The sequence below is a fragment of the Chrysiogenes arsenatis DSM 11915 genome (genome assembly GCF_000469585.1).
GTDB classification, from domain to species: domain Bacteria; phylum Chrysiogenota; class Chrysiogenetes; order Chrysiogenales; family Chrysiogenaceae; genus Chrysiogenes; species Chrysiogenes arsenatis.
The window spans coordinates 17907-39325 of record NZ_AWNK01000012.1; the positions used below are offsets into that span (position 1 = coordinate 17907).

Annotated in this window: 22 protein-coding genes and 1 riboswitch; of the genes, 9 read left to right on the top strand and 13 right to left on the bottom strand. The window is 50.5% G+C overall.

The genetic code is table 11. The features are described from left to right. Positions 1–27 precede the first annotated feature (27 nt). From P304_RS0109710 to radC, 8 genes are read left to right on the top strand one after another with little or no spacing between them, the layout of a single operon-like run. Positions 28–1431 carry a cbb3-type cytochrome c oxidase subunit I gene (locus P304_RS0109710; RefSeq protein WP_027390386.1) on the top strand — a complete coding sequence of 468 codons (1404 nt, stop codon included), beginning with the start codon at positions 28–30 and terminating at the stop codon, positions 1429–1431. Between the two features lie 12 nt (positions 1432–1443). Next, positions 1444–2364, top strand: coding sequence for a cbb3-type cytochrome c oxidase subunit II (locus tag P304_RS0109715; RefSeq protein ID WP_027390387.1), 921 nt, complete (start codon positions 1444–1446; stop codon positions 2362–2364). An 18-nt stretch (positions 2365–2382) separates the two neighbouring features. Then, a complete protein-coding gene (locus tag P304_RS0109720) occupies positions 2383–2586 on the top strand; it encodes a cbb3-type cytochrome c oxidase N-terminal domain-containing protein (protein WP_027390388.1) in 204 nt (67 codons plus the stop codon). A 57-nt stretch (positions 2587–2643) separates the two neighbouring features. Then, positions 2644–2790 carry a cbb3-type cytochrome c oxidase subunit 3 gene (locus P304_RS16940; protein ID WP_152514525.1) on the top strand — a complete coding sequence of 49 codons (147 nt, stop codon included), beginning with the start codon at positions 2644–2646 and terminating at the stop codon, positions 2788–2790. Beyond that, the gene (locus P304_RS16280) at positions 2783–3997 is read left to right on the top strand and encodes a 4Fe-4S dicluster domain-containing protein (RefSeq protein ID WP_051321582.1); all 1215 of its coding nucleotides are present in this window, start codon (positions 2783–2785) and stop codon (positions 3995–3997) included. Before P304_RS16940 ends, P304_RS16280 begins: the two co-directional genes overlap by 8 nt. Before the next feature lie 14 nt (positions 3998–4011). Then, positions 4012–4458: a FixH family protein gene (locus tag P304_RS0109735; RefSeq protein ID WP_160165051.1), complete on the top strand. Its 447-nt coding sequence runs from the start codon at positions 4012–4014 to the stop codon at positions 4456–4458. A 5-nt stretch (positions 4459–4463) separates the two neighbouring features. Further along, positions 4464–4616 (top strand): cbb3-type cytochrome oxidase assembly protein CcoS, encoded by a 153-nt coding sequence (gene ccoS, locus P304_RS0109740; RefSeq protein WP_027390390.1) that lies wholly within the window; start codon positions 4464–4466, stop codon positions 4614–4616. After that, positions 4613–5269: a RadC family protein gene (gene radC, locus P304_RS0109745; RefSeq protein ID WP_027390391.1), complete on the top strand. Its 657-nt coding sequence runs from the start codon at positions 4613–4615 to the stop codon at positions 5267–5269. Before ccoS ends, radC begins: the two co-directional genes overlap by 4 nt. A 34-nt stretch (positions 5270–5303) precedes the next feature. On the opposite strand, the gene mltG is transcribed toward radC, so the two are convergent. The 4 genes from mltG to purE are packed head-to-tail and all read right to left on the bottom strand — an operon-like array spanning position 5304 to position 8044. Next, complete coding sequence (gene mltG, locus P304_RS0109750) at positions 5304–6293, bottom strand: endolytic transglycosylase MltG (protein ID WP_027390392.1); 990 nt, start codon at positions 6291–6293, stop codon at positions 5304–5306. Further along, the gene (locus P304_RS0109755; protein ID WP_027390393.1) at positions 6278–6928 is read right to left on the bottom strand and encodes a hypothetical protein; all 651 of its coding nucleotides are present in this window, start codon (positions 6926–6928) and stop codon (positions 6278–6280) included. Before P304_RS0109755 ends, mltG begins: the two co-directional genes overlap by 16 nt. Then, positions 6925–7539 (bottom strand): L-threonylcarbamoyladenylate synthase, encoded by a 615-nt coding sequence (locus P304_RS0109760; protein ID WP_027390394.1) that lies wholly within the window; start codon positions 7537–7539, stop codon positions 6925–6927. Before P304_RS0109760 ends, P304_RS0109755 begins: the two co-directional genes overlap by 4 nt. A 1-nt stretch (position 7540) precedes the next feature. Next, positions 7541–8044, bottom strand: coding sequence for a 5-(carboxyamino)imidazole ribonucleotide mutase (gene purE / locus P304_RS0109765; RefSeq protein ID WP_027390395.1), 504 nt, complete (start codon positions 8042–8044; stop codon positions 7541–7543). 145 nt (positions 8045–8189) lie between these two features. Next, positions 8190–8296: riboswitch (SAM riboswitch) on the top strand. A 78-nt stretch (positions 8297–8374) separates the two neighbouring features. Here purE and metX point away from each other — a divergent pair. Next, positions 8375–9484, top strand: coding sequence for a homoserine O-acetyltransferase MetX (gene metX, locus P304_RS0109770; protein ID WP_027390396.1), 1110 nt, complete (start codon positions 8375–8377; stop codon positions 9482–9484). Between the two features lie 48 nt (positions 9485–9532). On the opposite strand, the gene P304_RS15010 is transcribed toward metX, so the two are convergent. The 9 genes from P304_RS15010 to P304_RS0109815 form a co-directional block, all read right to left on the bottom strand. Then, positions 9533–10255 (bottom strand): sulfite exporter TauE/SafE family protein, encoded by a 723-nt coding sequence (locus tag P304_RS15010; protein WP_051321583.1) that lies wholly within the window; start codon positions 10253–10255, stop codon positions 9533–9535. An 11-nt stretch (positions 10256–10266) separates the two neighbouring features. After that, the gene (locus tag P304_RS0109780; protein WP_027390397.1) at positions 10267–11529 is read right to left on the bottom strand and encodes an HD-GYP domain-containing protein; all 1263 of its coding nucleotides are present in this window, start codon (positions 11527–11529) and stop codon (positions 10267–10269) included. A gap of 149 nt (positions 11530–11678) precedes the next feature. Beyond that, positions 11679–13655, bottom strand: a complete 1977-nt coding sequence (locus P304_RS15015) for a TRAP transporter permease (protein ID WP_051321584.1) — start codon at positions 13653–13655, stop codon at positions 11679–11681. 108 nt (positions 13656–13763) lie between these two features. Continuing rightward, the gene (locus P304_RS0109790; RefSeq protein ID WP_051321585.1) at positions 13764–14771 is read right to left on the bottom strand and encodes a TAXI family TRAP transporter solute-binding subunit; all 1008 of its coding nucleotides are present in this window, start codon (positions 14769–14771) and stop codon (positions 13764–13766) included. 229 nt (positions 14772–15000) lie between these two features. Continuing rightward, positions 15001–15762, bottom strand: coding sequence for a sulfite exporter TauE/SafE family protein (locus tag P304_RS0109795; RefSeq protein ID WP_027390399.1), 762 nt, complete (start codon positions 15760–15762; stop codon positions 15001–15003). 8 nt (positions 15763–15770) lie between these two features. After that, complete coding sequence (locus tag P304_RS0109800; RefSeq protein WP_027390400.1) at positions 15771–16262, bottom strand: YajQ family cyclic di-GMP-binding protein; 492 nt, start codon at positions 16260–16262, stop codon at positions 15771–15773. 21 nt (positions 16263–16283) lie between these two features. Then, positions 16284–17783 carry an Rne/Rng family ribonuclease gene (locus P304_RS0109805; protein WP_027390401.1) on the bottom strand — a complete coding sequence of 500 codons (1500 nt, stop codon included), beginning with the start codon at positions 17781–17783 and terminating at the stop codon, positions 16284–16286. A gap of 125 nt (positions 17784–17908) precedes the next feature. Beyond that, entirely contained in the window at positions 17909–20827 is a 2919-nt protein-coding gene (infB, locus tag P304_RS0109810; RefSeq protein WP_027390402.1) for a translation initiation factor IF-2, read from the bottom strand. After that, the gene (locus tag P304_RS0109815) at positions 20815–21414 is read right to left on the bottom strand and encodes a DUF448 domain-containing protein (protein WP_027390403.1); all 600 of its coding nucleotides are present in this window, start codon (positions 21412–21414) and stop codon (positions 20815–20817) included. The genes infB and P304_RS0109815 overlap by 13 nt, the downstream gene beginning before the upstream one ends. Between the last annotated feature and the right edge of the window lie 5 nt (positions 21415–21419).

The following is a 21419-nucleotide window of genomic DNA, read 5'->3' on the forward strand; positions in this document are numbered from 1 at the left end:
GTGAAATGAGTTGAGCTGGAGGTATTCATGAATGATTATCGGTATGACAACGAAACCGTCAAAGGGTTCATTGTTTCGGCCTGTTTCTGGGCAGTTATAGGGCTGCTGGCCGGTCTATTGATCTCAATCCAGATGTGGTCACCAATGCACAATTTTACCCCAGAACTTGCGTTTGGCCGGATGCGGGCATTCCACACGAATGTGCTTGCGTACGGTCTTGGCATTGGGGCGGAGTTTGGTCTTTTTTATTACCTTACCGTCCGTTTGTGTAAACGGCCATTGCTGTTCCCGAAGCTTGCCCGTTTCCACCTGTATCTTTTCAACGTAGGGATATTGTTGGCCTGCGGTTCTTTGCTTTTGGGCTACACGCAATCGCTGGAGTATGCCGAATTTGAGTGGCCGTTCGACATTGCAATCGTTGTATTATGGGTTATCTTTGCTATCAATATTATGGGAACTATATTTACCCGTAAAGAGCCACAAATGTATATTTCGTTGTGGTTTATTATTGCCACGGTTGTGACGGTGGCCATCCTCTATATCGTCAATAACCTTGCGATTCCAACGGGGCTTATGAAGTCGTATCATCTCTTTGCCGGTGTTAATAGTGCCAACGTGCAGTGGTGGTATGGCCACAACGCGGTTGGTTTCCTCTTTACAACGCCGATTTTGGCTATGCTGTACTACTTCTTGCCGAAATCGACTGGGTTGCCGATTTATTCGCATCGGCTGTCTATCGTCGCATTCTGGTCGTTGATTTTTGCTTATCTGTGGACTGGAGCGCACCACCTTGTGTATACGCCAGTCCCCGATTGGATTCAGACATTAGCTATTGCGTTTACCCTCTTCTTAATCGCGCCTTCGTGGGGATCGGTTTTTAATACCTTCTACACGGTTGATCAGGATTGGTCGAAGATGCGGACAAACTATCTGACCAAGTTTTTCCTCGTTGGCGTGACATTTTATGCATTGCAAACGGTGCAGGGGCCATCGCAGGGCATTCGTGTGATAAGTTCGCTGATTCACTATACCGATTGGGTGCCAGGGCACGTGCACATGGGTACTATGGGTTGGGTTACGATGATTATCGTGGCATCGATCTACTACGTCATTCCGAAAATATACCATACGGAGATCTACAGTGAACGGCTAGCGAACGTCCAGTTCTGGTTGGTGTTAGTCGGTCAGTTGATTTTCTCTATTTCCATGTGGATAGCAGGGATTATGCAAGGGGCAATGTGGAAAGCAACCAATCCTGATGGGAGCTTACAGTACACCTTTATGGAGAGTGTGAGCGCCAGCTATCCGTATTGGCAGATCCGGACCTTAGGCGGACTTATCTTTGTGGTCGGGATGCTGCTTTTCCTCTACAACATATACATGACGATGCGACGCGGGAGTCTTCAGCGTCCGCAAACCGTGAAAGCGTAGAGGAGGGGAAACATGTCAGCAGATAAAAATGGATTCTACTCAAAGTCCGTACTGTTCACGCTTGTTGCCACGGTTACCGTGTTAATCGGAACCGTTGCGACGGTTTTCTACCCTATGTTTACAGAAGGGATGAACCCTAAGCTCGCTAACCTCCAGCCATTTACCGCGCTGGAACTTGCGGGGCGTGATATCTATCAGCGTGAAGGGTGTGTAAACTGTCACACGCAGACCGTCCGGCCACTGAAAACTGAAGTCATGCGCTATGGAGAGTACTCGAAAGCAGGCGAATTCGCGTACGATTATCCTTTCTTATGGGGCTCAAAGCGGACAGGCCCTGATTTGGCGCGCATTGGTGGTAAATATTCTGACACGTGGCACGTGGCACATATGGCCAATCCTCGGACGTTTTACGCCGATTCAAACATGCCAGCGTATGCCTTTATGGCTGATCGTATGGTAAAAGCAAATGCTACGCGTCGTGGCATGCAGGGGCTTGGCTTTCCCTTCACGGAGGCTGAAATTGAAGCGCTCTCTCAGAAGACAGAAATGGATGCGATTATCGCGTACTTGCAGGTGACAGGAGCTGCCGTAACGGGTGGTGTGAAGAAAAGTGGTCAGTTAAATCTTGACGACATCGAATCAGTGAGCCCGCTTGATGGCAATGCCTCGGCCGCTGCGGCAGGGCGTAACGTCTTTATTGCATTGTGTGCTGGGTGTCACGGCGATCAGGCACAAGGGGTACAGGCGAATGATTACTACGCGCCATCGCTTATCGCTCATGCTCAGATGAATCTGGAAGACCGGATGAGCTTTGTGATTATTGCTCAAGGTGGCCGTGGTATGGGCTTTCTGATGCCTCGCTACGGCGAACAACTGACCAAAGATAAAATCTGGTCTGTTGTTGAATACCTGAAAACGCTACGCCAGCAGTAACAATGAGGAGGTTCACGTATGGCATCGACACCAGATACACACGAAGAATTTGATGATTTTGAAACGTTTGAAGCGCATGAAACAGCACGTAAACTGCCGATCGGGTGGGTTGTGCTCTATCTTGGGTTGATAGTGTTTGGCATCTACTATGTTGCGGCATATACGCCAATTATTAGTGGTTGGAGCCAAGATAAGGCCTACCAAGAAAGTATTCAAAAGTAAGTATTCGCAAGCGTCTCTCACTCGCAGAGTGGGAGACGCTTTGCATTGGAAGGATGTATGGAAACAGGAACCTTGTGGTATTTGTTGTTTGGTATTGCACTCGTTGTTGTGTTGATTGTGATTACCATTCACACCTATCAAAAAAAACATCGCGATCACATTGAAGAGCCAAAGTACCGTATGATGCAAGACGGCGATGAGTGAATTAACGCCATACCGTACGTGGCGTCGCTATGCACGGTGGTTTCAGGCGGTAGTTATCTTTACGCTCCCTTTCGTGCTGATTGACGGGGAAAGCGCTTTTCGCTTTGATATCCCAACACTCACCTTGTTGGCATTCGGGAGAGCGTATGCCCTCGAAGAGTTCTTTTTTCTGGTTGTCGCTCTCTTGTTTTGCGTGGCGGTGTTTTTTGCCGTTACGGTGGCGCTTGGTCGAGTGTGGTGCGGCTGGGTCTGTCCACAGACGGTGTTTATTGACGTTACCCGTTCGCTTGATCATCCCGGTTCTCTGTCATTGGTGGGCATAGCGGTGGCGTACTCGCATCTGGTTATTGTGGCGGTGCTTACGAGCGCCAATCTTATCTGGTACTTTGTCTCGCCGTACGACTTTTTCGGGCAGCTGTGGCATGGGGAACTTGGTGCCGTGGTGTGGGGATTTTGGATCACCCTGAGTAGTTTTTTCCTCCTCCATTTTACTCTGGTGCGTCACAGTTTTTGTACCACAATTTGTCCGTATGCAAAGCTGCAAGGGGTTTTGTTTGACGATACAACGCTGGTGATTGCATTTGATGCCGAGCGAGAGGGTGATTGCATCAAGTGTCATCGTTGCGTAAAAACTTGTCCGGTTGGCATCGACATTCGTGCTGGCGTGGTTTCCGCCTGCATCAATTGTGCAGAATGTATCGACGAATGTCGTGATGTGATGCGTCGATTGGAGAAAAAGACTCTCATCGATTACCGCTTCGGTGTGGCGCGTGGCTCTCAGGGGTCATTCTGGCGTCCCAGTGTCCTTGTGCTCAGCGGAGTGTCACTGGTCTTGTTGGCCATATTGATATGGATGGGCGCAGCCCGAACATCATTCGAGGTTATCGTCCGTCCGCATTACTTGTACCCACCAACGCAGATTGGCGAAGATGTGGTGAATGCCTATTTTATCAAAGTAAAAAATAAACAACGCGACACACAGGAGTTCACCTTGGCTGTGCATAGTGAATATCCTGCTGAACTCCGCGCCCCAAGCTTGCTGACGTTAGGCGGTGGGGCAATGCAAGAAATTGCCGTTATGATGGCGCTGAAGGCACCGCTAGAGGAGAGACGGGTATTGATACCAATTGTGCTTTCTGTAACCAATGCCGCTCGCAAGCACACCGCTTCGCAAACCCTGAACTTCCGACTTCCTGAAAGGAACTAATACTCATGGGCTACATGAAATATTCTCTGTATGCGGTTATTTTTTTCGCACTGGCTGCCGTGTTTTCCAGTGCATGGTTCGGGGTACGATATTTTGACGGAACCGTTGTTGCCAAACCATACGACGCCGCATTAGCGTGGGATCGTGCCTTGGTCGAACGTGAGCGACATGGCTGGGCCATGATGGTCGATGTTCCTGCGCCGTTGCAACGTGGGCAGACGATAGTGGACATCCGTTTCATGCAGCCTGATGGCTCGGTTGCTCCTATCACTACCGCGCATATCCAAGTAGTTGCCGTTCATCGCCATCAGGAGCGGCAGGAGTTTGTTGTTACGCTGGAAGATGGGCGCTTTCGGGTTCAGCCAGATTTCCCCTACCCAGGCGCATGGCAAGTCATCGCCACGCTTCAGCCTGAAACCGTCCCCTTTACCATCGAACAGAACCTGTACGTCGTGGAGTAGCCGGTATGACTTCGGTGCTTATTCTGATTGTAATTAGCTTAGTGCTCGGACTCGGAGCGTGGCTGGTGTTTTTAGCCGCGCTCCGTTCCGGACAGTTTGATGACGTGGAAGGGCCAAAGTACCGTATGCTTGATGATGACGAAAAGGATCCTACATGAAAATCAGCATAATGGAATCACAGGATAAGCCACGAGAAAAACTTGAAAGTCGCGGTGCCGAATCGCTTTCAACCGCAGAACTCGTCGCCGTTATCCTTGGGAGTGGCACCCGTGGTTGCGATATTCTGAGCATCGGTAAGCGAGTTGAGGCACTGATGTTGCAACATCGTCAAGCGTTATCGCTGGATGATTTGCAGGGTGTCGCTGGTATTGGTGCGGCCAAAGCGTGCCAGCTCATGGCGGCACTGGAAATGGGGCGGCGGCTGTATGCGGCGCGTGGTGCGCGCATTGCTTCTTACCGCGATGTGGTTCCATTGCTTGAAGAGTACCGCCATAAAAAGCAGGAGTATTTTGTGGTGCTCACCCTTGATGGGGCGGGTTGTCTGATTGAAAGGCGTGTGATTACTATCGGAACGCTGAATGCCAGCTTAGTTCATCCGCGTGAAGTGTTTGCGGATGCTTTGTGCGACCGTGCGGCAAGTATTATTGCCGCACACAACCACCCATCAGGATCATTAGATCCCAGCAACGAAGACAAAGCTATCACCGAACGGCTGCGCAAAGGGGGAGAGTTGCTCGGGATACAGTTCCTCGATCACATTATTATCTCGCCGCAGGGCGAAGTGAGTTTAAAAGAGCTGGGGTTTGTGTGAGAGCATTGATTGAAGCGTAGATGTTCTCTTCCTATTATCGGTTGCGCATCAGTGCACGGTATTGCTGGACATACCTGTTGTGTTCCTGAAGTGTTGCACTGAAGGCATGTCCCCCGCGTCCGTCCGCAACAAAAAAGATATAGTTCGTTTGTGCTGGAAGTAGCACGGCGTTGATGGCTGCGGCGGAAGGCGAGCAGATAGGCGTTGGTGGCAAGCCATTGCGCGTATAGGTGTTATGTGGCGTATCGGTTTGTAGGTGACCGCGCAGCAGCGTGCCGTCATAGGAATCAAACATGCCGTAAATGACCGTTGGATCGGATTGCAATCGCATTCCCCGTTTGATGCGGTTGTAAAACACCGAAGCAATGAGCGGCATCTCTTCTCGATTGCCTGCCTCTTTTTCGATGATAGAGGCGAGGATCAACCCTTCACGAGCCGCCTCAGGCGTAGGAAATTGCGCCAGCATGGCTGTTGTTTTTGCCTGAATCTGCCGCATCAACTCTTGCTCTCCATTCACTTTGGCGAATAAATAGGTTTCTGGATAGACGGCTCCCTCAAACGTATCGAGCGCTGGTTGCGCGGCGATGAATTCCGCGAGTAATTTTTCAAAAAGCGCCATATCTAAAAGGGTATTTTCGTTGATGATCGTGCGAATCTGTTTCCAGTTTGAACCCTCTGGGATAGTGATGGCATGCAAGACGGAAACGCCACGGTGCAATATGTTAGCGATGTCGCGCAGGCTGGCATCTGGTGTCAGCAGATATTCGCCGCTTTTGGGTGGCAGGTTTTCTAAGCGGACGAGCACAGGGTAGAGCCAGTGATACGGTGCGATATCCAGCGTTTGCAGTTGGCGGCCAATATCGCGAACAGAGGTTCCGCGTGGTATTTCGAGTATGCTTTCTGTAGTGACCGCAGGAGTATCCCATTGCGTTTGTAACCAGTGCCAGCCACCAAATGCGACCGCGATGCTTATGGTGAGAAGAAGCGAGCAGGATATGCCAATGATTTTTAAATGGCGGGCCATTGGTGTTCTCCAGCACACCAACGCGTCGTGTGCGGTGTTAGGAGGGTTCGAAAGAGCGGGAACGCTACCATATCGCCCGGAAAAAAGGTGTGGTGGCGTACCAGATGAACAAGAATCGGCATAATAGTTTCGTGGGAAATTGAGCCATGAGCCGAGGCGTTGTCAGCGATGCCTACGGCGATATTTTTACCTGCTATTATTGGGAAGAGCGTACATCCAAGCAAGAACGAGCGGGCGCACATTTGAACGCGCCCATCAAATTCGAGATCGCAACACCACGTCCAAGCAAACAGGGAGAAATCTAACGAAGACCCAACGCCACACTTTCCGCCACAGATAATCGCCGCGTGCACCGTCGCAGGCGTCTCTGCCTTCACGCGGTTGGCGGTGGTCAGATTCGCAAAGCTTTTTTGGAGCTTTGGCTGATGTTGTTCGTCGAGCAATAGGATGTTTTGTGGTGCCAGAGCGGGCAGGAGTGTGACCTCGTCACTGTGGTGCGTGTGGGGTTCTGCCATCAATCCATAGAAGAGGCTGCCTACAGCAGGGGTAATGCGGTCAGGTTCCCAAAAGCCGAAACGTTCAACAAGTGAATCGTTGCGACGGAAGCGACACACTGGCGTGGCGATGGTATTCATGTCGTCGCAGATGCGATGAATTGTTCGAGACGGTGCTTGTTCAGAGCGCCTTCGCGGAGAATCACAACTCGCCCCTCTTGCCACGTGATAATGGTGGAAGGGGTGGTTTGTGTACTGTCGTCGTCATGAAGCACGGCATCAACCGCCAGTGGCAGGCAGGCAACCGCGCTGGTGGCAGCAGGTTGTCCACTTTGATTGGCGCTGGTAGCGCTGATAGGGCCGGTATGTTTCACAAGAGCACGCAAAAGAGCATGCCCAGTGATCCGCACCGCAATATTCCCCTGTGCGTCGACAACACCAGCCGGAAAAGGGATGCGAGCCGGGAGCACTGCCGTAAGCGGTCCTGGCCAGAAGGCTTCCAGCAGTGGGCGTTGGTACGGTTCGATTATAACGCAACGTTCGACCTGTTCCCATGATCCGCAAATTACCGGCAGCGGTTGGTCGTATTGGCGCCCTTTAATGGCAAAAATACGGCGCGTAGCGGACTCGCTCACGGCCAATCCACCAATGCCATAGGTGGTTTCCGTCGGGAAGCAGAGAACCTGCTCCCCTTTCACGGCACGGACAAGCTCAAGGATTTGACTGAAAACGAATACTACTGGCTGATTCACGTTATATATTCCACTCTGCTTCAACTTTAGCCGATTTTTCGAGAACTTTTTTCGCCATATCTGCCTTGAATGCTTCGAGTTTCGTGGCGACCTCTTCGTCAAAAACACCGATCATTTGTGCGGCATAAATAGCAGCATTTTTCGCGCCTGCTTTACCGATTGCCATTGTGCCAACTGGAATGCCTGCTGGCATCTGCACAGTGGAAAGGAGGGCATCAAGGCCTTTAAGGCAGCTGGAGTCAATGGGCACGCCAATGATGGGGAGGGTCGTTTTTGAACTGAGCACACCGGCTAAGTGTGCCGCCGCACCGGCACCAGCAATAATCGCTCTGAATCCACGTGAGCGAGCGCTTTTTGCCCATTCTGCCGTGCGATCAGGGGTGCGGTGTGCCGAACAGACGATGACCTCAGAACGTATGCCGAACTCGCGCAGTTGCAGCACCGCTTCTTTCATAATGTCCATATCGTTGTCTGACCCCATAATAATACCGACGAGATGTGACATAGAAGCTCCTTGAAAAATTTATTTATGAGGCGTACACCCCAACGAACCACTAAAAAATGGCGCAAGAGTAAGTGAAAATGAGTCCTGCGACAAGTAAAATCGGTGGTTGACGTTGCACGCATCGGCTGTTATAACGTGCAAGCAATCTTCATCAAGAGTAGCTGAGGGACGGGCCCGACGAAGCTACAGCAACCAATCCTTCGGGAAAAGGTGCTAATTCCCGCGCTTCCAGTGCGAAGCGAAAGATGGGGTCAGCACGGTATGTCTCCACAGCATCCGCTCCTGATCTCAGGTGCGGATTTTTTATTGCTTGTAAGGAGAAATGCTGACATGGATAAAATGGTTGTTCACACCAGATCGTTCACGTTACACCTTGGCGAAAAAGGACTTTTTCTGCAATCAGGGCGGATTTTACCGGCGGTTACGCTGGCGTATGAAACCTATGGCTCGCTGAATGAAGAGAAGTCGAATGCTATCCTTATTTGTCACGCACTGACGGGGAATGCGCACGCTGCTTTTTACCATCATGAGTCAGACAATAAGCCAGGATGGTGGGATGATGTTATCGGGCCAGGGAAATGTATTGACACCGAACGCTATTTTGTTATTTGCACGAATATTATTGGCGGATGCGATGGTACGACGGGGCCACGCAGTATAAATCCTTTAACGGGACGACAGTACAATACGCAATTTCCTGTGGTAACGATTGCCGACATGGTGCATGCGCAACGGTTATTTTTGAGTCAGTGCTTTGGTATCCGCCGCCTGTATGCTGTGGTCGGTGGCTCGCTTGGCGGTATGCAGGCGCTGCAGTGGGGGATAAGTTATCCCAACCGGATGGAGCGGATCGTTGTTATTGGTGCTACAGGGCGAATTTCGGCGCAGGCGTTAGCGTTTAATAAGGTTGGTCGGCAAGCTATTATGCGTGATCCGAATTGGAAAAATGGCAATTATCCCGATGGTGCGGGGCCGATTGATGGCTTGGCCATTGCGCGGATGATGGGGCATATTTCATATTTAAGCTATGACTCGATGAACCGAAAATTCGGACGTGATTTTAAGAAAACAGATGGTTTCTACGATTTTTTCGGGGAGTTTCAGGTGGAATCGTACCTGAATTACAACGGGTACAATTTTTCTAAACGGTTTGATGCGAATGCCTATCTCTATATTACCAAAGCGATGGATCTGTTTGATGTCGGCCTGGAGCGCTCGTACCACGAAGCATTAGGGATACTCAACGCGCGTGTATTGATTGTTGGTATTACCAGCGATATCTTGTTCCCGATTGCAGAAAGCGAAAAATTGTGCCATTCGCTGGTGAAGCAGGGAAAAGATGTGACCTATTATGCTATGGAATCAGATGTCGGGCACGATGGCTTTTTGGTGGAGTACCCCAAACTAACGCCAATTATGCAGGATTTTCTAAATAGTTAAGGTGTGGGCTGGTTCTCTGTTGGCAAAATGTATGGCGTAGCTGCGGTGCTAATTGCAACTTTCGTGCGCCACTCCGTGTTGGGGTTGGTGCTCACCGACAAGGAATTGATACCCTTTCGAAATCGTAAATATTCCGTAGATAATGACTAGCATCATGGCGACGCGCATCATCCATGTGCGCAAGCGTGTTTGTTTGATAAGCCCGACAAAAGTGCCAAGTAGTAAGAGCGGCGGAATGGTGGCAATTCCAAAGGTGATCATCACCAGCGCTCCCCAGATTGGGTGAGCGGTCGCCGCTGCTGTAATGGCAAAAAAGTAGACAAAACCACATGGCAGCAACCCATTCGCCATGCCTAACGCAAAAAAACTACCCAAGCTTTTGCCATGGATAAGTTCAGTAATCCATGCGCGATACCACGTGGTATGTGACAATGAATGTTCGAGCTTTTGCAAGAAAGGGATTTTTCCGGCAAGGCTAAATCCGGCTGCAATCATGGTAACGCCAGCGAGCATGAGCAGTATTCCGCGTGCGGTATTCGTAAACGCTAGTACACTGCCGAGTGCGCCAAAGAGGGCGCCGATCAGTGCGTAAGTGCTGACACGCCCGAACCCGTAGGCGAGGTGTGCGGGTATTTGCCGGAGTTTTCCTGAGCTTTCATCGATTTTAGCACCGCTGTACGCGATAACAATTCCGCCGCACATTCCTACGCAATGTCCGAAGCCGCCCACAAGGGCGATAGTGAAGAGTGAGACAAAGTCAAGGTTTATCATGCGTTTTCTTGTTACATGTTGACAGTGCGTGTTGCGTTGTAGTGTCTAAATTCATCCATTTCGGCATTTTGTTCAGCGACGCGTTTTTGGTTGATGGGTTCGTACTCTTGCTCGAGAGCTGCCACAATTGGTCGATCAAGATGATCATCGCTTACCATTTGTTGAAGCATGTGCCGAACGTCTTTTTTCTCCATACCACGGCGATAGGGGCGGTCTTCGGTAAGTGCAACAAAGACATCAGCCACACTGAGAATACGCGAGCCGAGTGGTAATTGTTCTTTGGTTAAGTGGAATGGATAGCCCGTACCGTCGAGTTTTTCGTGATGCAGCGAGGCCCATTGGTTGACCGTCTGTAGTTGACGGAGTGGCTCTAGGATGCGATAGGTATGGTAGGTATGTGATTGCACAAGGTTATATTCTTCTGCTTCGAGCGGTTCGGGTTTTTCTAGAATCGTAATGGGGATAGCGAGCTTACCGAGATCATGAAAGTGCCCCGCGATGCGGAGCTGGGCTTGTTCGTGTTTGGAAAAGCCGAGCCGTTCACCAAGTTGTTCGGCAACTACAGCGACTCCGCGTGAGTGGTTGGCGGTAAAGGCACTGCGGAAGTCGATGACGCGGCTAATCATAGCGGAAAACTGCAGCATCATGTCCATAGAAAATTCAAGGCTCATGGGCTGTGCTTTTTGACGCAGGAGAAATTCGGTATGCTGTGAAAGGGCATCAAACCAAAAGTATTCGCGTTTTGCAAGATCGGCAAATGTGAGGCAGAGCTCGCGTGGGAATATGCGCACTGCTTCGCGTAGTACCCGTTCGCGGATGGTTGCGAGTGATCGCATCGGGTCGGGGTACTCACGAAGCATGATGTCAACGCGGTCGGCTAAATGGAGAATAGCGCTTTCAAGCGGCATTTCAGGTGTTTTTGTCGTCCATGGATGGTGGTGGTAGCGGACAATGGTTGCTGCGCGCTGGAACGGCTCAAAGAACGACAGCATGTAGTAGCCTGTTTCGGCATGCCGTTCACCTGCTGGTGTATAGTCAAATTGAAGGGTGGCAAGCCTTGATGCAAGATTCAAACTGCCAATATCGTGCAGTGATGATGCGATAAAAAGGTGTTGTTGGTCAACCGGATGGATCTCCATTGCTTCGGCAATGGAGAGCGCAAGGAACGTTACTCTCTGATGGTGATCAAGGAAGATTGGATCGATTAAATCTATAGCGTGCGAAATAGAGAGAATAAGATTCGTACTCTCAACAAAACGATCGTTGTCATGCATATCATCCCCCTGTTACGTGTGACCCCACACCACACTAATATCTGCATCACAGAGTAGCAGGGAAAAAGATGGAGAAACAAGGGAAAAGTAAAAAACAAAAAGCGCCCTGGGGTTACCAAGACGCTTTTCTTGAAAAGATAGAATGAATGCTACGCAGGTGCTGGCGCTGGAGGAGCGTCTTTTTTCTTGCGTTGCGTGAAGTAGAGAGCAATCAGTACCGCTAAACCGATGACGTCGGTCATGTGATCCGGCGAAACCAAGGCAAAGGCGGTAATGAAGAGCACTGCCTGTTTCCAGCGAACGACATGGCCGAAGAACCATGACTGGACAGCTGAAGAGAGAGCAAAAATACCCAACATGGCGGTGGCGAAGCGGAGAATAACATCAATGTACGTATGACCCATCTTATCCAGCAGCTCGCCGTTGAGGAGCAGATCTGGCGCATAGAAGAACATAAAAGGAACGATGTAGGCGGCGATTCCAAGCCGGAACGAGGTGTAGCCGGTTTTCATCGGATCCGATCCACTGATAGCCGAAGCGGCATAAGACGCAAGGGCAACTGGCGGCGTGATGGCCGATACGCAGGCAAAGTAGAAGACAAAGAAGTGGGCGATTAAGGGCTCAATCCCCATGCTAATCAACCCAGGAGCGACGACAGATGCTGCTACGGCATAGGCGGCCGTTGTTGGCATCCCCATTCCAAGGACAATGGCGATACACATTGCAAAGAACATAGCGAGAAATTCACTGGTGCCAGCAATGCCGAGGAGCAATGAAGAGAACTTGAGGCCGATACCAGTCAGGGCGATGACACCCATGATAATCCCGGCCGCAGCACACACGCCCATCAACTGAATACTCCCTTTAGCACCGGTTTCAAGTGCTTTATACACCTTACCGAAGCCCATACGGTTTTCTTTATTCACCCAACTGATCAGGAACGCTGCGATGATAGCATAGAAACCAGAACGGATAACCGATACCCCCATCATGAGCATTCCGAAAAGGATGACGATCGGGAGGAACATATACATGCGCCGCATAACATCGCCGAGCGGTGGCAGCAGGTGACGCGGAACACCGAGGAGGTTTAGTTTGCTGGCTTCCTTGTCAACCATGAAGTAGGTAGAAGCAAAGTAGAGTATTGCGGGAAGAATGCCCGCCATCATGATGGTGGTGTACTTAATGCCCGTCATTTCGGCCATAATAAAGACCCCGGCGCCCATGACGGGAGGCATGATTTGCCCGCCAGCAGAGGCAACGGCTTCGGTTGCAGCAGCAAAACGCGGATTGTAGCCAACCTTTTTCATCAGTGGGATGGTCAGTGAACCTGTCGCTACCGCGTTTCCGGCAGAGGTTCCATTGATGGTTCCCATAAGGGCACTGGCCAGTACAGCAACCTTGGCGGGACCACCGCGGAGGTGTCCACTAACAGAGAACGCCCATTCTACAAAGAACTTCCCTACGCCAGAGACGGTCAGGAAGGCACTGAAAATAATGAAGATGATAATGTATTTTGAGGAGATATCAGTGGGGACACTGAATACGCCGTCTAGGCTGTAGATATAGGTAAAGAAGCGTTCCATGCTGTAGCCGCGGTGGTAGAGCATGCCGGGCAGGAATGGGCCAAGGAACGAGTAGCCAATAAACACAAGGCAAAGGATCACCAGCGACCAGCCGCTGACGCGACGTGCCATATCAAGCACAAGGAAGGTGCCGACGATACACATGTAGAAGTCAAGAGTTGTTGGCATAACTCCCATGCGGAACATCATTGCCTGATAGTCTTGGATGATGTAAACCCCGACAACGATACTGGCGATTACCATTAACCAGTCGATAACATGTGGTTTTTGTTTACAAGCACTTGACCAGCCGGGGAAAAGCAGGAAGCCAAGAGTGGAAAGTGTCATAACGTGAAGGATACGGAAAACCCATGGGTCAATCGGGTAAAATACAAGGCTATAAATATGAAAAACGGAAATGAGCACCGCCGCAAGGGCGATAGCTTTTCCCAGCATGTTCTGTGGATCGCGCAACGCATTGAGCTCGATGTCTTCATCGATTTCAAGTTTTAGTCGCTCTTGGGCGGCCTCGAATCCTTTACCTTTTTCTGAATTCGTCATATATGGAGTCCTCACATTCCTCTGAAATGTGTCTCAAAAAAAGCACCCCCGCCGCAAGTTCGGGCGGGAATGCTTTCCAAGACACTCTTTTGTCGGTCGAAGTAATACTTACTGTTTTTTGTACTCAGGTGGGTACACGTCTGGGTGAAGTGCAATACCTTTTTCTTCATAGTAGCGGATGGCACCAGGGTGCATCCACATCCATGTGTTTTTCGTCACGGCTTCTGCTTCAGTTTCCTTGGCAGCAGAGTGTGCATTTACGAGTTGTCCATGGTTCTCAAAAACACCTTTTACGATTTCATACACGAGGTCATCAGGGAGCTTTTTGCTGGCAATAGCCATATTCCAGATGCCGATAGTTTCTACATCGTTCTGCAAGAAGTCATACGCAGAAGCCGGAATGGTTGCTGGAGCAAAGTAAGGGTACTCTTTTACGACTTTTTCGCGGGCTGCGCCATCAACACCGAACATGACGATCTTGCGCTGGTTGGACATTTCGAGTACGGCGCCAACCGGAAGGCCTGCTGCAAAGCTGTTGGCTTCAAGCTGCCCGTCCATGTGTTGTCCAACAAGGTCGCTGATGCCAGCGTGACGTACGGTTGCTTTAATGCCAAGCAGGCTCAGAATGCGTGGGTGGAAGGTGCCGGCAGTGCCGCCCTGTGGTCCAACGCCAACGCGCTTCCCTTCGAGGTCAGCAAGGGTTTTGATTCCAGAATCAACCGTTGCCCACCACTGCGAATAGGTGTTGTACATTGGGAAGATAGCGCGAACTTCGCGGTGCTTCACGCCGTTCGTCCAGTTTTCAAGACCATTCCATGCTTCAAAGGCTGGTCCCATGGTGACCATGCCAAGGTCGAGATCGCCCTTGTTGGTAAGCATCATGTTGTGGTTTGGACCGCCGGTAACTTCTACACTTGTAGGGATGCCAGTAACTTTTTCGATGATCTGCGCCCAACCACTGCCATACACGTAGTAGGTTCCACCAATTGATGCTGAACCGATAACCAATGTGCGTGGCCAGTTCTTCTTTGCTGGATTACTCCATGCCATTGATGCGGCAAGAGCCACAACACCGACAGCAACAACCGCTGTCTTAAAAAACTTCTTCATTCCCATGCGTTTCTCCTTTTTTTCTTTGGAATCAGAAATCACTTCCATAAAGCTGTTCTAACGCGAGTATATATGGCACACACTCAGATAAAAACAAGCGTAATTTACACAAAGGTAAGGATACTGCCCTGATATGCACAGAGAGCGGGTTTAATGGTACTGTTGGACGTTGAGTAAAACGCCCGAATCATGACGCAGTTTGTCAACATTTGTCCCAAGAAACGGAGAACAAAAATCAGTTTGAAATAATGAATTGACCGAGTAGCATGCAGGCCACAATGCCGAGTAGGCAGTAGAGTGCTTTTCTATAAACAGTGGCAGAAAAACGGCTCCGCACTTTTTGTCCGTAGGTCACTCCACCGATAGCAACGAGCAAGAGTGGTGCGGAAATAGTCAGCAGATCAAAGCTCAGCTTTCCCAGTGCACCGAATGTTATGGTTTGAATGAGTTTGCCCGCTAGGAAGCTGAGGTTCAGCACTTGGATCATTGCAACAGTGGTCAAACCACTTTCTAAAAGATAGAGTAGGATAATTGGTCCGCTCACATTCACGGCGCCGCCCAGTGTTCCGCCAAAGAGCCCAAACCCTACCATGCTACTGCGGGGAAATTTCCTGATAAACGACCATGAGATGCGACCGGGAAAAAACACCGTGAAAAGGTAGAAGAAAAGGGCACCAGCCAAAATGAGGCGGAAGGTGTTCGAGTTGTAGTGTACGAGGAGCAGGGTGCCTAGGGCGCTGCCGATAACCATGGTGAGCGGGAGGAGCCAGTGTCGCGAAACATTGCTTCGCCAGTTGCCGCCATTGCGGATGCTGATAATATTGATAGCAATATTGGGGATTAGTGTCACGAGGATGGCAGTCTGGACATCGGTAAGCAGCGCAATCAGTGGCGTTCCAACCATGGGAAAGCCGATGCCGAGTGCCCCGTGTATGAGTGCCGCGACACCGACAATTGCCAGCGTCCAAAGAAAGATTTCGGGTGAGAAAAAGTCCATAGCGTGTGTTAGCTCTTCATGTTGATAAATTGCAGCGCAACAGGTAAGTCAGTGGTGCGCAAAAGGGCAATAACTTCTTGCAGATCATCAATTTTTTTCCCAGTTACGCGCACTTGGTCGTCCATGATGGCGGCTTGGACTTTCAGGTTTGCATCTTTGATGATCTTGACGATTTTTTTGGCGGATTCTTTGTCAATCCCCTCTCGCAGGGTAACAACTTTACGAATCATCCCGCCAGAAGCGGCTTGAATTTCCCCGAACTCCAGACATTTGGGTTCGATTTTCCGCTTAATTAGGCTGCTGATCATCATGTCACGAATGGCGGTCATTTTCATGTCGTCCTCGGTCAGCAGCGTGATTTTTTTTCCTTTTTTATCAAATGTGATCTCTGTTTTTGAACCTCGAAAGTCGTAGCGGGTGGCAAGCCCTTTTTGCGTAATGTTAATAGCATTGTCAAGTTCCTGAAGGTCAAGTTGACTGACGACGTCGAATGATGGCATACGGTGGTCTCCTTTCGGGTATTACAGCGGCACTATTTCGTAATGCTCTTGGTGGAAGTGATTGTTTGATTTAATGACTAATTTAACATCGCAGTCATTTTCCAACGTTTCGACGTAGTCGGCGGCCTCGGAAAACAGGATATCAGCGATGTCGGAGTACGCTTCGACATAGAGTTTTTTGCCGCGATACACTCCGCTGATACGGCGGATTTCGCGGAAAATCTCATAGCAGACGGTATGGGGCGATTTAATAAAGCCTTTCCCTTCGCAATAGTGGCATGGTTCGCACAAAATTCGTCCTAGACTGTCACGCACCCGCTTGCGGGTCATTTCTACCAGTCCCAGCTCGCTAAATGGTAAGACATTTGTTTTCGCGCGGTCGATTTTAAGGGAATGCTCGAGCGCTTGCACCACTCGCTGACGGTTTTCTTCGTCTTCCATGTCGATGAAGTCGATGATAATGATGCCGCCGATATTGCGCAGTCGTAATTGATAGGCGATTTCTTTAGCCGCTTCAAGGTTGGTCTGTAACAGGGTATCTTCAAGGTTTTTCTTGCCGACATAGCGACCGGTATTGACATCAACCGCTGTAAGTGCTTCGCCTTGATCGATGACGATATAGCCACCTGACTTCAACCAGACTTTGCGGCTGTAGATTTTTGCGACTTCCACTTCAATGTTGAACGCATCAAAAATAGGTTCTTTGCCGCGATAGTGTTCAATGCGGTCGTGAAGGTGAGGCAAGAGGCGGGCGGCAAATTCTCGTGCGCGGTTGTATTCCCCTTCATCATCGACAATCAGGCTATCGACTTCGCGCGTAAATAAGTCGCGCATCGTTTTAAAGGTGAGGTCAAGATCCTGATACAGCAACGCGGGCGCTTTCACCGAACCGCCATTTTTTTGTGTAATGGTTTTCCAGAGACCGCTCAGAAAGTCAAGATCGGCGCGTAGATCGTCAGCGTTTTTATTTTCTGCAACCGTACGTGCGATCATCCCCACGCCCGCTGGGCGCATGGCTTCTAAGATCGTACGGAGTCGTTCGCGTTCGTGTTCACGCTCAATGCGTCGTGAAATGCCGACATGATTGATGGTGGGCATGAGTACTAAATGGCGTCCAGGGAGCGTAACATAGGTGGTAATGCGCGCCCCTTTGGTGGAGATGGGTTCTTTTGATATTTGTACTAAGAGCTGATCGCCCACTTTGACGAGCTCGTCGATGCACGGGAGTTCGACCGTGCTGCTGTGTTCTGGGTCGCGGTTGACTCCGTCGATCAGATGGGAAAAGTCGTCATTCGCGCCTTCGATATCGGCAACATACAGGAAGGCGGCTTTTTCAAGCCCGATATCAACAAAAGCGGCCTGCATTCCCGGTAGCACCTTGGTGACAACACCTTTATAGATATTCCCGACGAGAGAGCTTTCTTGTTTGCGCTCGATGAAAAGTTCGACCAGTTCATCGTTTTCAAGGTACGCAACGCGTGTTTCATACTCTTTGCGGTTAATAATGATTTTTCGTGACATGAGTACCTATAGTCGTAGCGGTAAAGGGGTCTTGGTAAAAAAGCCCAGAATGCCGCTTTGGTGTGAGCAAAGCGGATCTCTGAGCTTTTTGATGTTTGTGTCCAGCAGGGAAGCAAAAGCCAGTGTTATTCGCCGTTGAGTTTCTGAACGATTTCTTCAAGAATGAAGACTTCGAGTATATCTCCGACCTGAATGTCGTCAAATTTTTCCAAGCCAAGTCCGCATTCGTAGTTCGTCCGCACTTCTTTAACGTCATCTTTGAAGCGTTTCAGCGAAGCGAGTTTGCCGGTATATACCACGATGTTGTCGCGTACCAAGCGAACATGTGAGTTGCGGTTGACGTCGCCATCGGTGACGTAACCACCAGCAATGGTGCCAAGTTTCGGCACACGGAAGGTCTCACGCACTTCAACGTGGCCGGTAATTTTTTCGACAATCTTTTTGTCGAGCATCCCTTCCATCGCCTTTTTAATGTCGTCAACCACTTCATAGATGATGGAGTAGGTTTTCACTTCTACCCCGTCACGTTGTGCCAGATCCTGCGCTTTTGGTTCAGGGCGGACGTTAAAGCCAATGACGATGGCATTTGAGGCTGAAGCAAGGTTAATATCGGTTTCGGTAATCCCGCCCGCGCCTTTATGAAGCACGACAAGTTTGATTTTCGGTGTCGAAAGTTTTTCCAGCGAACTGGCCAGTGCTTCGGCAGAGCCATGCACGTCGGCTTTGATGATGACGCCAAGTTCTTTGGCTTCGCCATCTTGAATTTGCGTAAAGAGATCGTCGAGTGTCATTTTCGACTTGCTGGCAATGGTAGCCGCTTTGGATTTATCTTCACGGCTTGAGCAAATCTGGCGCGCAATTTTTTCGTCAGAGACTACTGCTGCCATATCACCAGCGTCAGGGACTCCAGTGAGGCCGAGTACTTCAACTGGGGTTGAAGGGCCTGCTTCGATAATCGCTTTTCCGTGCTCATCAAACATGGCGCGGACTCTGCCATAGCAGGTTCCGGCGACCAAAATGTCACCTTTGCGCAGTGTCCCGTTTTGAACAAGGATAGTCGACACGGCGCCACGGCGTTTATCAAGACGAGATTCAATAACTGTACCGCGTGCTTCCCGCTCAGGGTTGGCTTGGAGTTCGAGCACGTCCGCTTGCAGTAATACCATTTCGAGTAGCTCAGGAATCCCTTCGCCCGTCTTGGCAGAAACGTGCGAGAAAATCGTCGTGCCACCCCAGTCTTCTGAGAGAAGTTCAAATTCAGCCAATTCTTGCTTCACGCGCTCAGGCTTCGCATCAGGTTTGTCAATTTTGTTGACCGCTACGATGATTGGTACCCCCGCCGCTTTTGAGTGGGCGATGGCTTCGCGTGTTTGCGGCATAACTCCGTCATCGGCGGCGACAACGAGGATGACAATGTCAGTCACTTTCGCTCCGCGTGCCCGCATCTGGGTGAACGCTTCATGGCCAGGCGTATCAAGGAACGCAATGCGGCGGCCATCGCCAACGTCGACGTTATACGCACCGATGTGCTGTGTGATCCCGCCAGCTTCGCGGTCGGCAACCCCAGAAGAGCGGATTTTATCGAGCAAGCTCGTTTTTCCGTGGTCGACGTGTCCCATAATGGTGACGACGGGCGGGCGTTGGATCAGGTTGGTTTCGTTGTCTTCTAGGACATCAAGCAGGTGCTCATGGTCAAGTTTGCGCACTTCAATAATGGCGCCATATTCACTTGCCAGTAATTCTGCGGTTTCCGCATCAATAACTTGGTTGATGTTCGCCATAACGCCGTACCCAACAAGTTTCGCAACAATTTCAGTGGCTTTCTTGGAGACAGCTTTGGCGAAGTCGGCAACGCTGATCGCTTCGTGCACAATAATTTTGACTTGCTTATTCGACTCGATAGTCGAGACGTTCTTGAGATTCCGCCCTTCGCGGCGTTTTCTTTTTTTGCCGCCGCCAACACGTTCGATATCGTAGGCGTCAATTTTCCAGCCGCCAGCGGTACGAATTTTCTTGGGGATAGCATCAGAGGTTTCTGGTTTTTTGGCAGTTGCCTTGGGCCCAGTAGCATCTTCTTTTTTGATAAACTTTTGTTTGTCTTTAATTTTATCTTTTTTGCGGTTCGCAACGTCAAGTTCTGGCGCTGGTACCGCGGAGTCGTCGGTTGGTTTGGGGCGCATCGTCCGCTGACGGTTGTCTTGGCGTGGTGCATCCTTATCCTGGAATTGGCCTCCACCGCCGCCACCAAATGGTGGGCGTTGCCCTTGTCCACCTTGGCCGCCACCGCCGCCTCCCATGCCAATGCCGGGGCGACCAGAACGGTCAAGTTTAGGCCGTTCACGATCGAGACGCGGGCGGTCAGGACGATCACCCGCAGGAGCCGCAGAAGGGTCTTTGCGCTCAAGGCGTGGTCTATCTGGACGGTCTGCATCCACTGGGCGACGTTCAAGGCGTGGTCTGTCTGTACGATCCGCGCCGCCTGCGGGGCGAGGTTCGCCAGCTGGACGTGGTTGTGGCGCATCGCTACGCACTGGGCGCGCTTCGCCGTCGCGCGTAAAGCTGAATTCGCGTGTTGGGCGGCGGCGTGGTTGTTGCCCTGGCGCGGGACGATCGCCCTGCGGGCGAGTCGCGCCGTCGCTTGTTTGACTGTTCGGAGTAAATTCGCGGCGTGGCCGTTGTGGTTCTTGGCCATCTCCGACGGCAGGACGAGGCGCCGGTAGCTCGTCTTTCGCAATGCGCTGCTCCTGAGGGTTCGCCGACTGTTCAGCAGGTGCCGCGGGTTTAGGTGAAGACTTGGGGGTCGTCTGTTCGGCCGCTTGCGGTTCCGGCGCCGTTTGAGCTGTTTTAGGAGCTGCTTCGGTGTGTCCGGCTGCACGGGTTTTGCCAGGAGATGATTGCTTCTGCTTCAGTTTGGCCGCATCACCAGCTTCGACCGTTGCGAGGGCCGATGAAACGTCAACGCCAATATCCTGAAGCCCTTGCATGATCTCCTTTGAACTGGTACCCAGTTCCTTGGCAAGTTCGTGAACTCTCAGTTTTGCCATGTAGCACTACCTTCTTCCAAAATTCTGTATAGTTCTAAAAAATAATTCATCGATTCGGCTATCCCTGCGTCGCAAATGACAACGCAACTCCTGTCGTCAGCTTGGAATAATTCTCCAAGCTCACTTTGCTGGAAAATGTTAATTAACTTAAGGTTACGATCGTGGACAAACGTCAGTATATTTCGTCTCCGCGATGGTGAGATATCTCTTGCGAGCAAAACCAGCGAAACCCGTTCGCGAGTCAATACCTGCATCACCTTGGTGTAACCGGAAAAAGCCTTTCCAGCCTTGATTCCAATCTTAACATAATTGAGAAGAGTTGTTTTAGTCAATTGCATCAGTTCTGCGATTTTTTCCCGCTCTTGATAGGGTGCAATCTCTGTGGTGCGTAAGGCGGTGGTGATTTTTTTGTGCTGTATCCCTTTTCTGAGACAGTTCCAGTTCAGGCAAAGCGAAGCTCCGCGTCCGGGAAGTTTATGCCGTAAATCCCATACCAGCTCACCCGTTGGGGCGAGGCAAAGGCGAACAAAAGTACTTTTTTCATGCTTTTCACGGCAGACAATGCAGGTGCGTTCCGCTTGCTTCAATCAGT

Coding starts and splice junctions, on each gene's coding strand:
- infB (WP_027390402.1), bottom strand. CDS start 20,827: ATGGCAAAACTGAGAGTTCACGAACTTGCCAAGGAACTGGGTACCAGT.
- P304_RS0109790 (WP_051321585.1), bottom strand. CDS start 14,771: ATGGGAATGAAGAAGTTTTTTAAGACAGCGGTTGTTGCTGTCGGTGTT.
- P304_RS0109710 (WP_027390386.1), top strand. CDS start 28: ATGAATGATTATCGGTATGACAACGAAACCGTCAAAGGGTTCATTGTT.
- P304_RS0109715 (WP_027390387.1), top strand. CDS start 1,444: ATGTCAGCAGATAAAAATGGATTCTACTCAAAGTCCGTACTGTTCACG.
- P304_RS15015 (WP_051321584.1), bottom strand. CDS start 13,655: ATGACGAATTCAGAAAAAGGTAAAGGATTCGAGGCCGCCCAAGAGCGA.
- radC (WP_027390391.1), top strand. CDS start 4,613: ATGAAAATCAGCATAATGGAATCACAGGATAAGCCACGAGAAAAACTT.
- mltG (WP_027390392.1), bottom strand. CDS start 6,293: ATGGCCCGCCATTTAAAAATCATTGGCATATCCTGCTCGCTTCTTCTC.
- P304_RS0109800 (WP_027390400.1), bottom strand. CDS start 16,262: ATGCCATCATTCGACGTCGTCAGTCAACTTGACCTTCAGGAACTTGAC.
- P304_RS16280 (WP_051321582.1), top strand. CDS start 2,783: ATGAGTGAATTAACGCCATACCGTACGTGGCGTCGCTATGCACGGTGG.
- P304_RS0109720 (WP_027390388.1), top strand. CDS start 2,383: ATGGCATCGACACCAGATACACACGAAGAATTTGATGATTTTGAAACG.
- P304_RS0109780 (WP_027390397.1), bottom strand. CDS start 11,529: ATGCATGACAACGATCGTTTTGTTGAGAGTACGAATCTTATTCTCTCT.
- P304_RS16940 (WP_152514525.1), top strand. CDS start 2,644: ATGGAAACAGGAACCTTGTGGTATTTGTTGTTTGGTATTGCACTCGTT.
- metX (WP_027390396.1), top strand. CDS start 8,375: ATGGATAAAATGGTTGTTCACACCAGATCGTTCACGTTACACCTTGGC.
- P304_RS0109735 (WP_160165051.1), top strand. CDS start 4,012: ATGAAATATTCTCTGTATGCGGTTATTTTTTTCGCACTGGCTGCCGTG.
- P304_RS0109805 (WP_027390401.1), bottom strand. CDS start 17,783: ATGTCACGAAAAATCATTATTAACCGCAAAGAGTATGAAACACGCGTT.
- P304_RS15010 (WP_051321583.1), bottom strand. CDS start 10,255: ATGATAAACCTTGACTTTGTCTCACTCTTCACTATCGCCCTTGTGGGC.
- ccoS (WP_027390390.1), top strand. CDS start 4,464: ATGACTTCGGTGCTTATTCTGATTGTAATTAGCTTAGTGCTCGGACTC.
- P304_RS0109755 (WP_027390393.1), bottom strand. CDS start 6,928: ATGAATACCATCGCCACGCCAGTGTGTCGCTTCCGTCGCAACGATTCA.
- P304_RS0109795 (WP_027390399.1), bottom strand. CDS start 15,762: ATGGACTTTTTCTCACCCGAAATCTTTCTTTGGACGCTGGCAATTGTC.
- purE (WP_027390395.1), bottom strand. CDS start 8,044: ATGTCACATCTCGTCGGTATTATTATGGGGTCAGACAACGATATGGAC.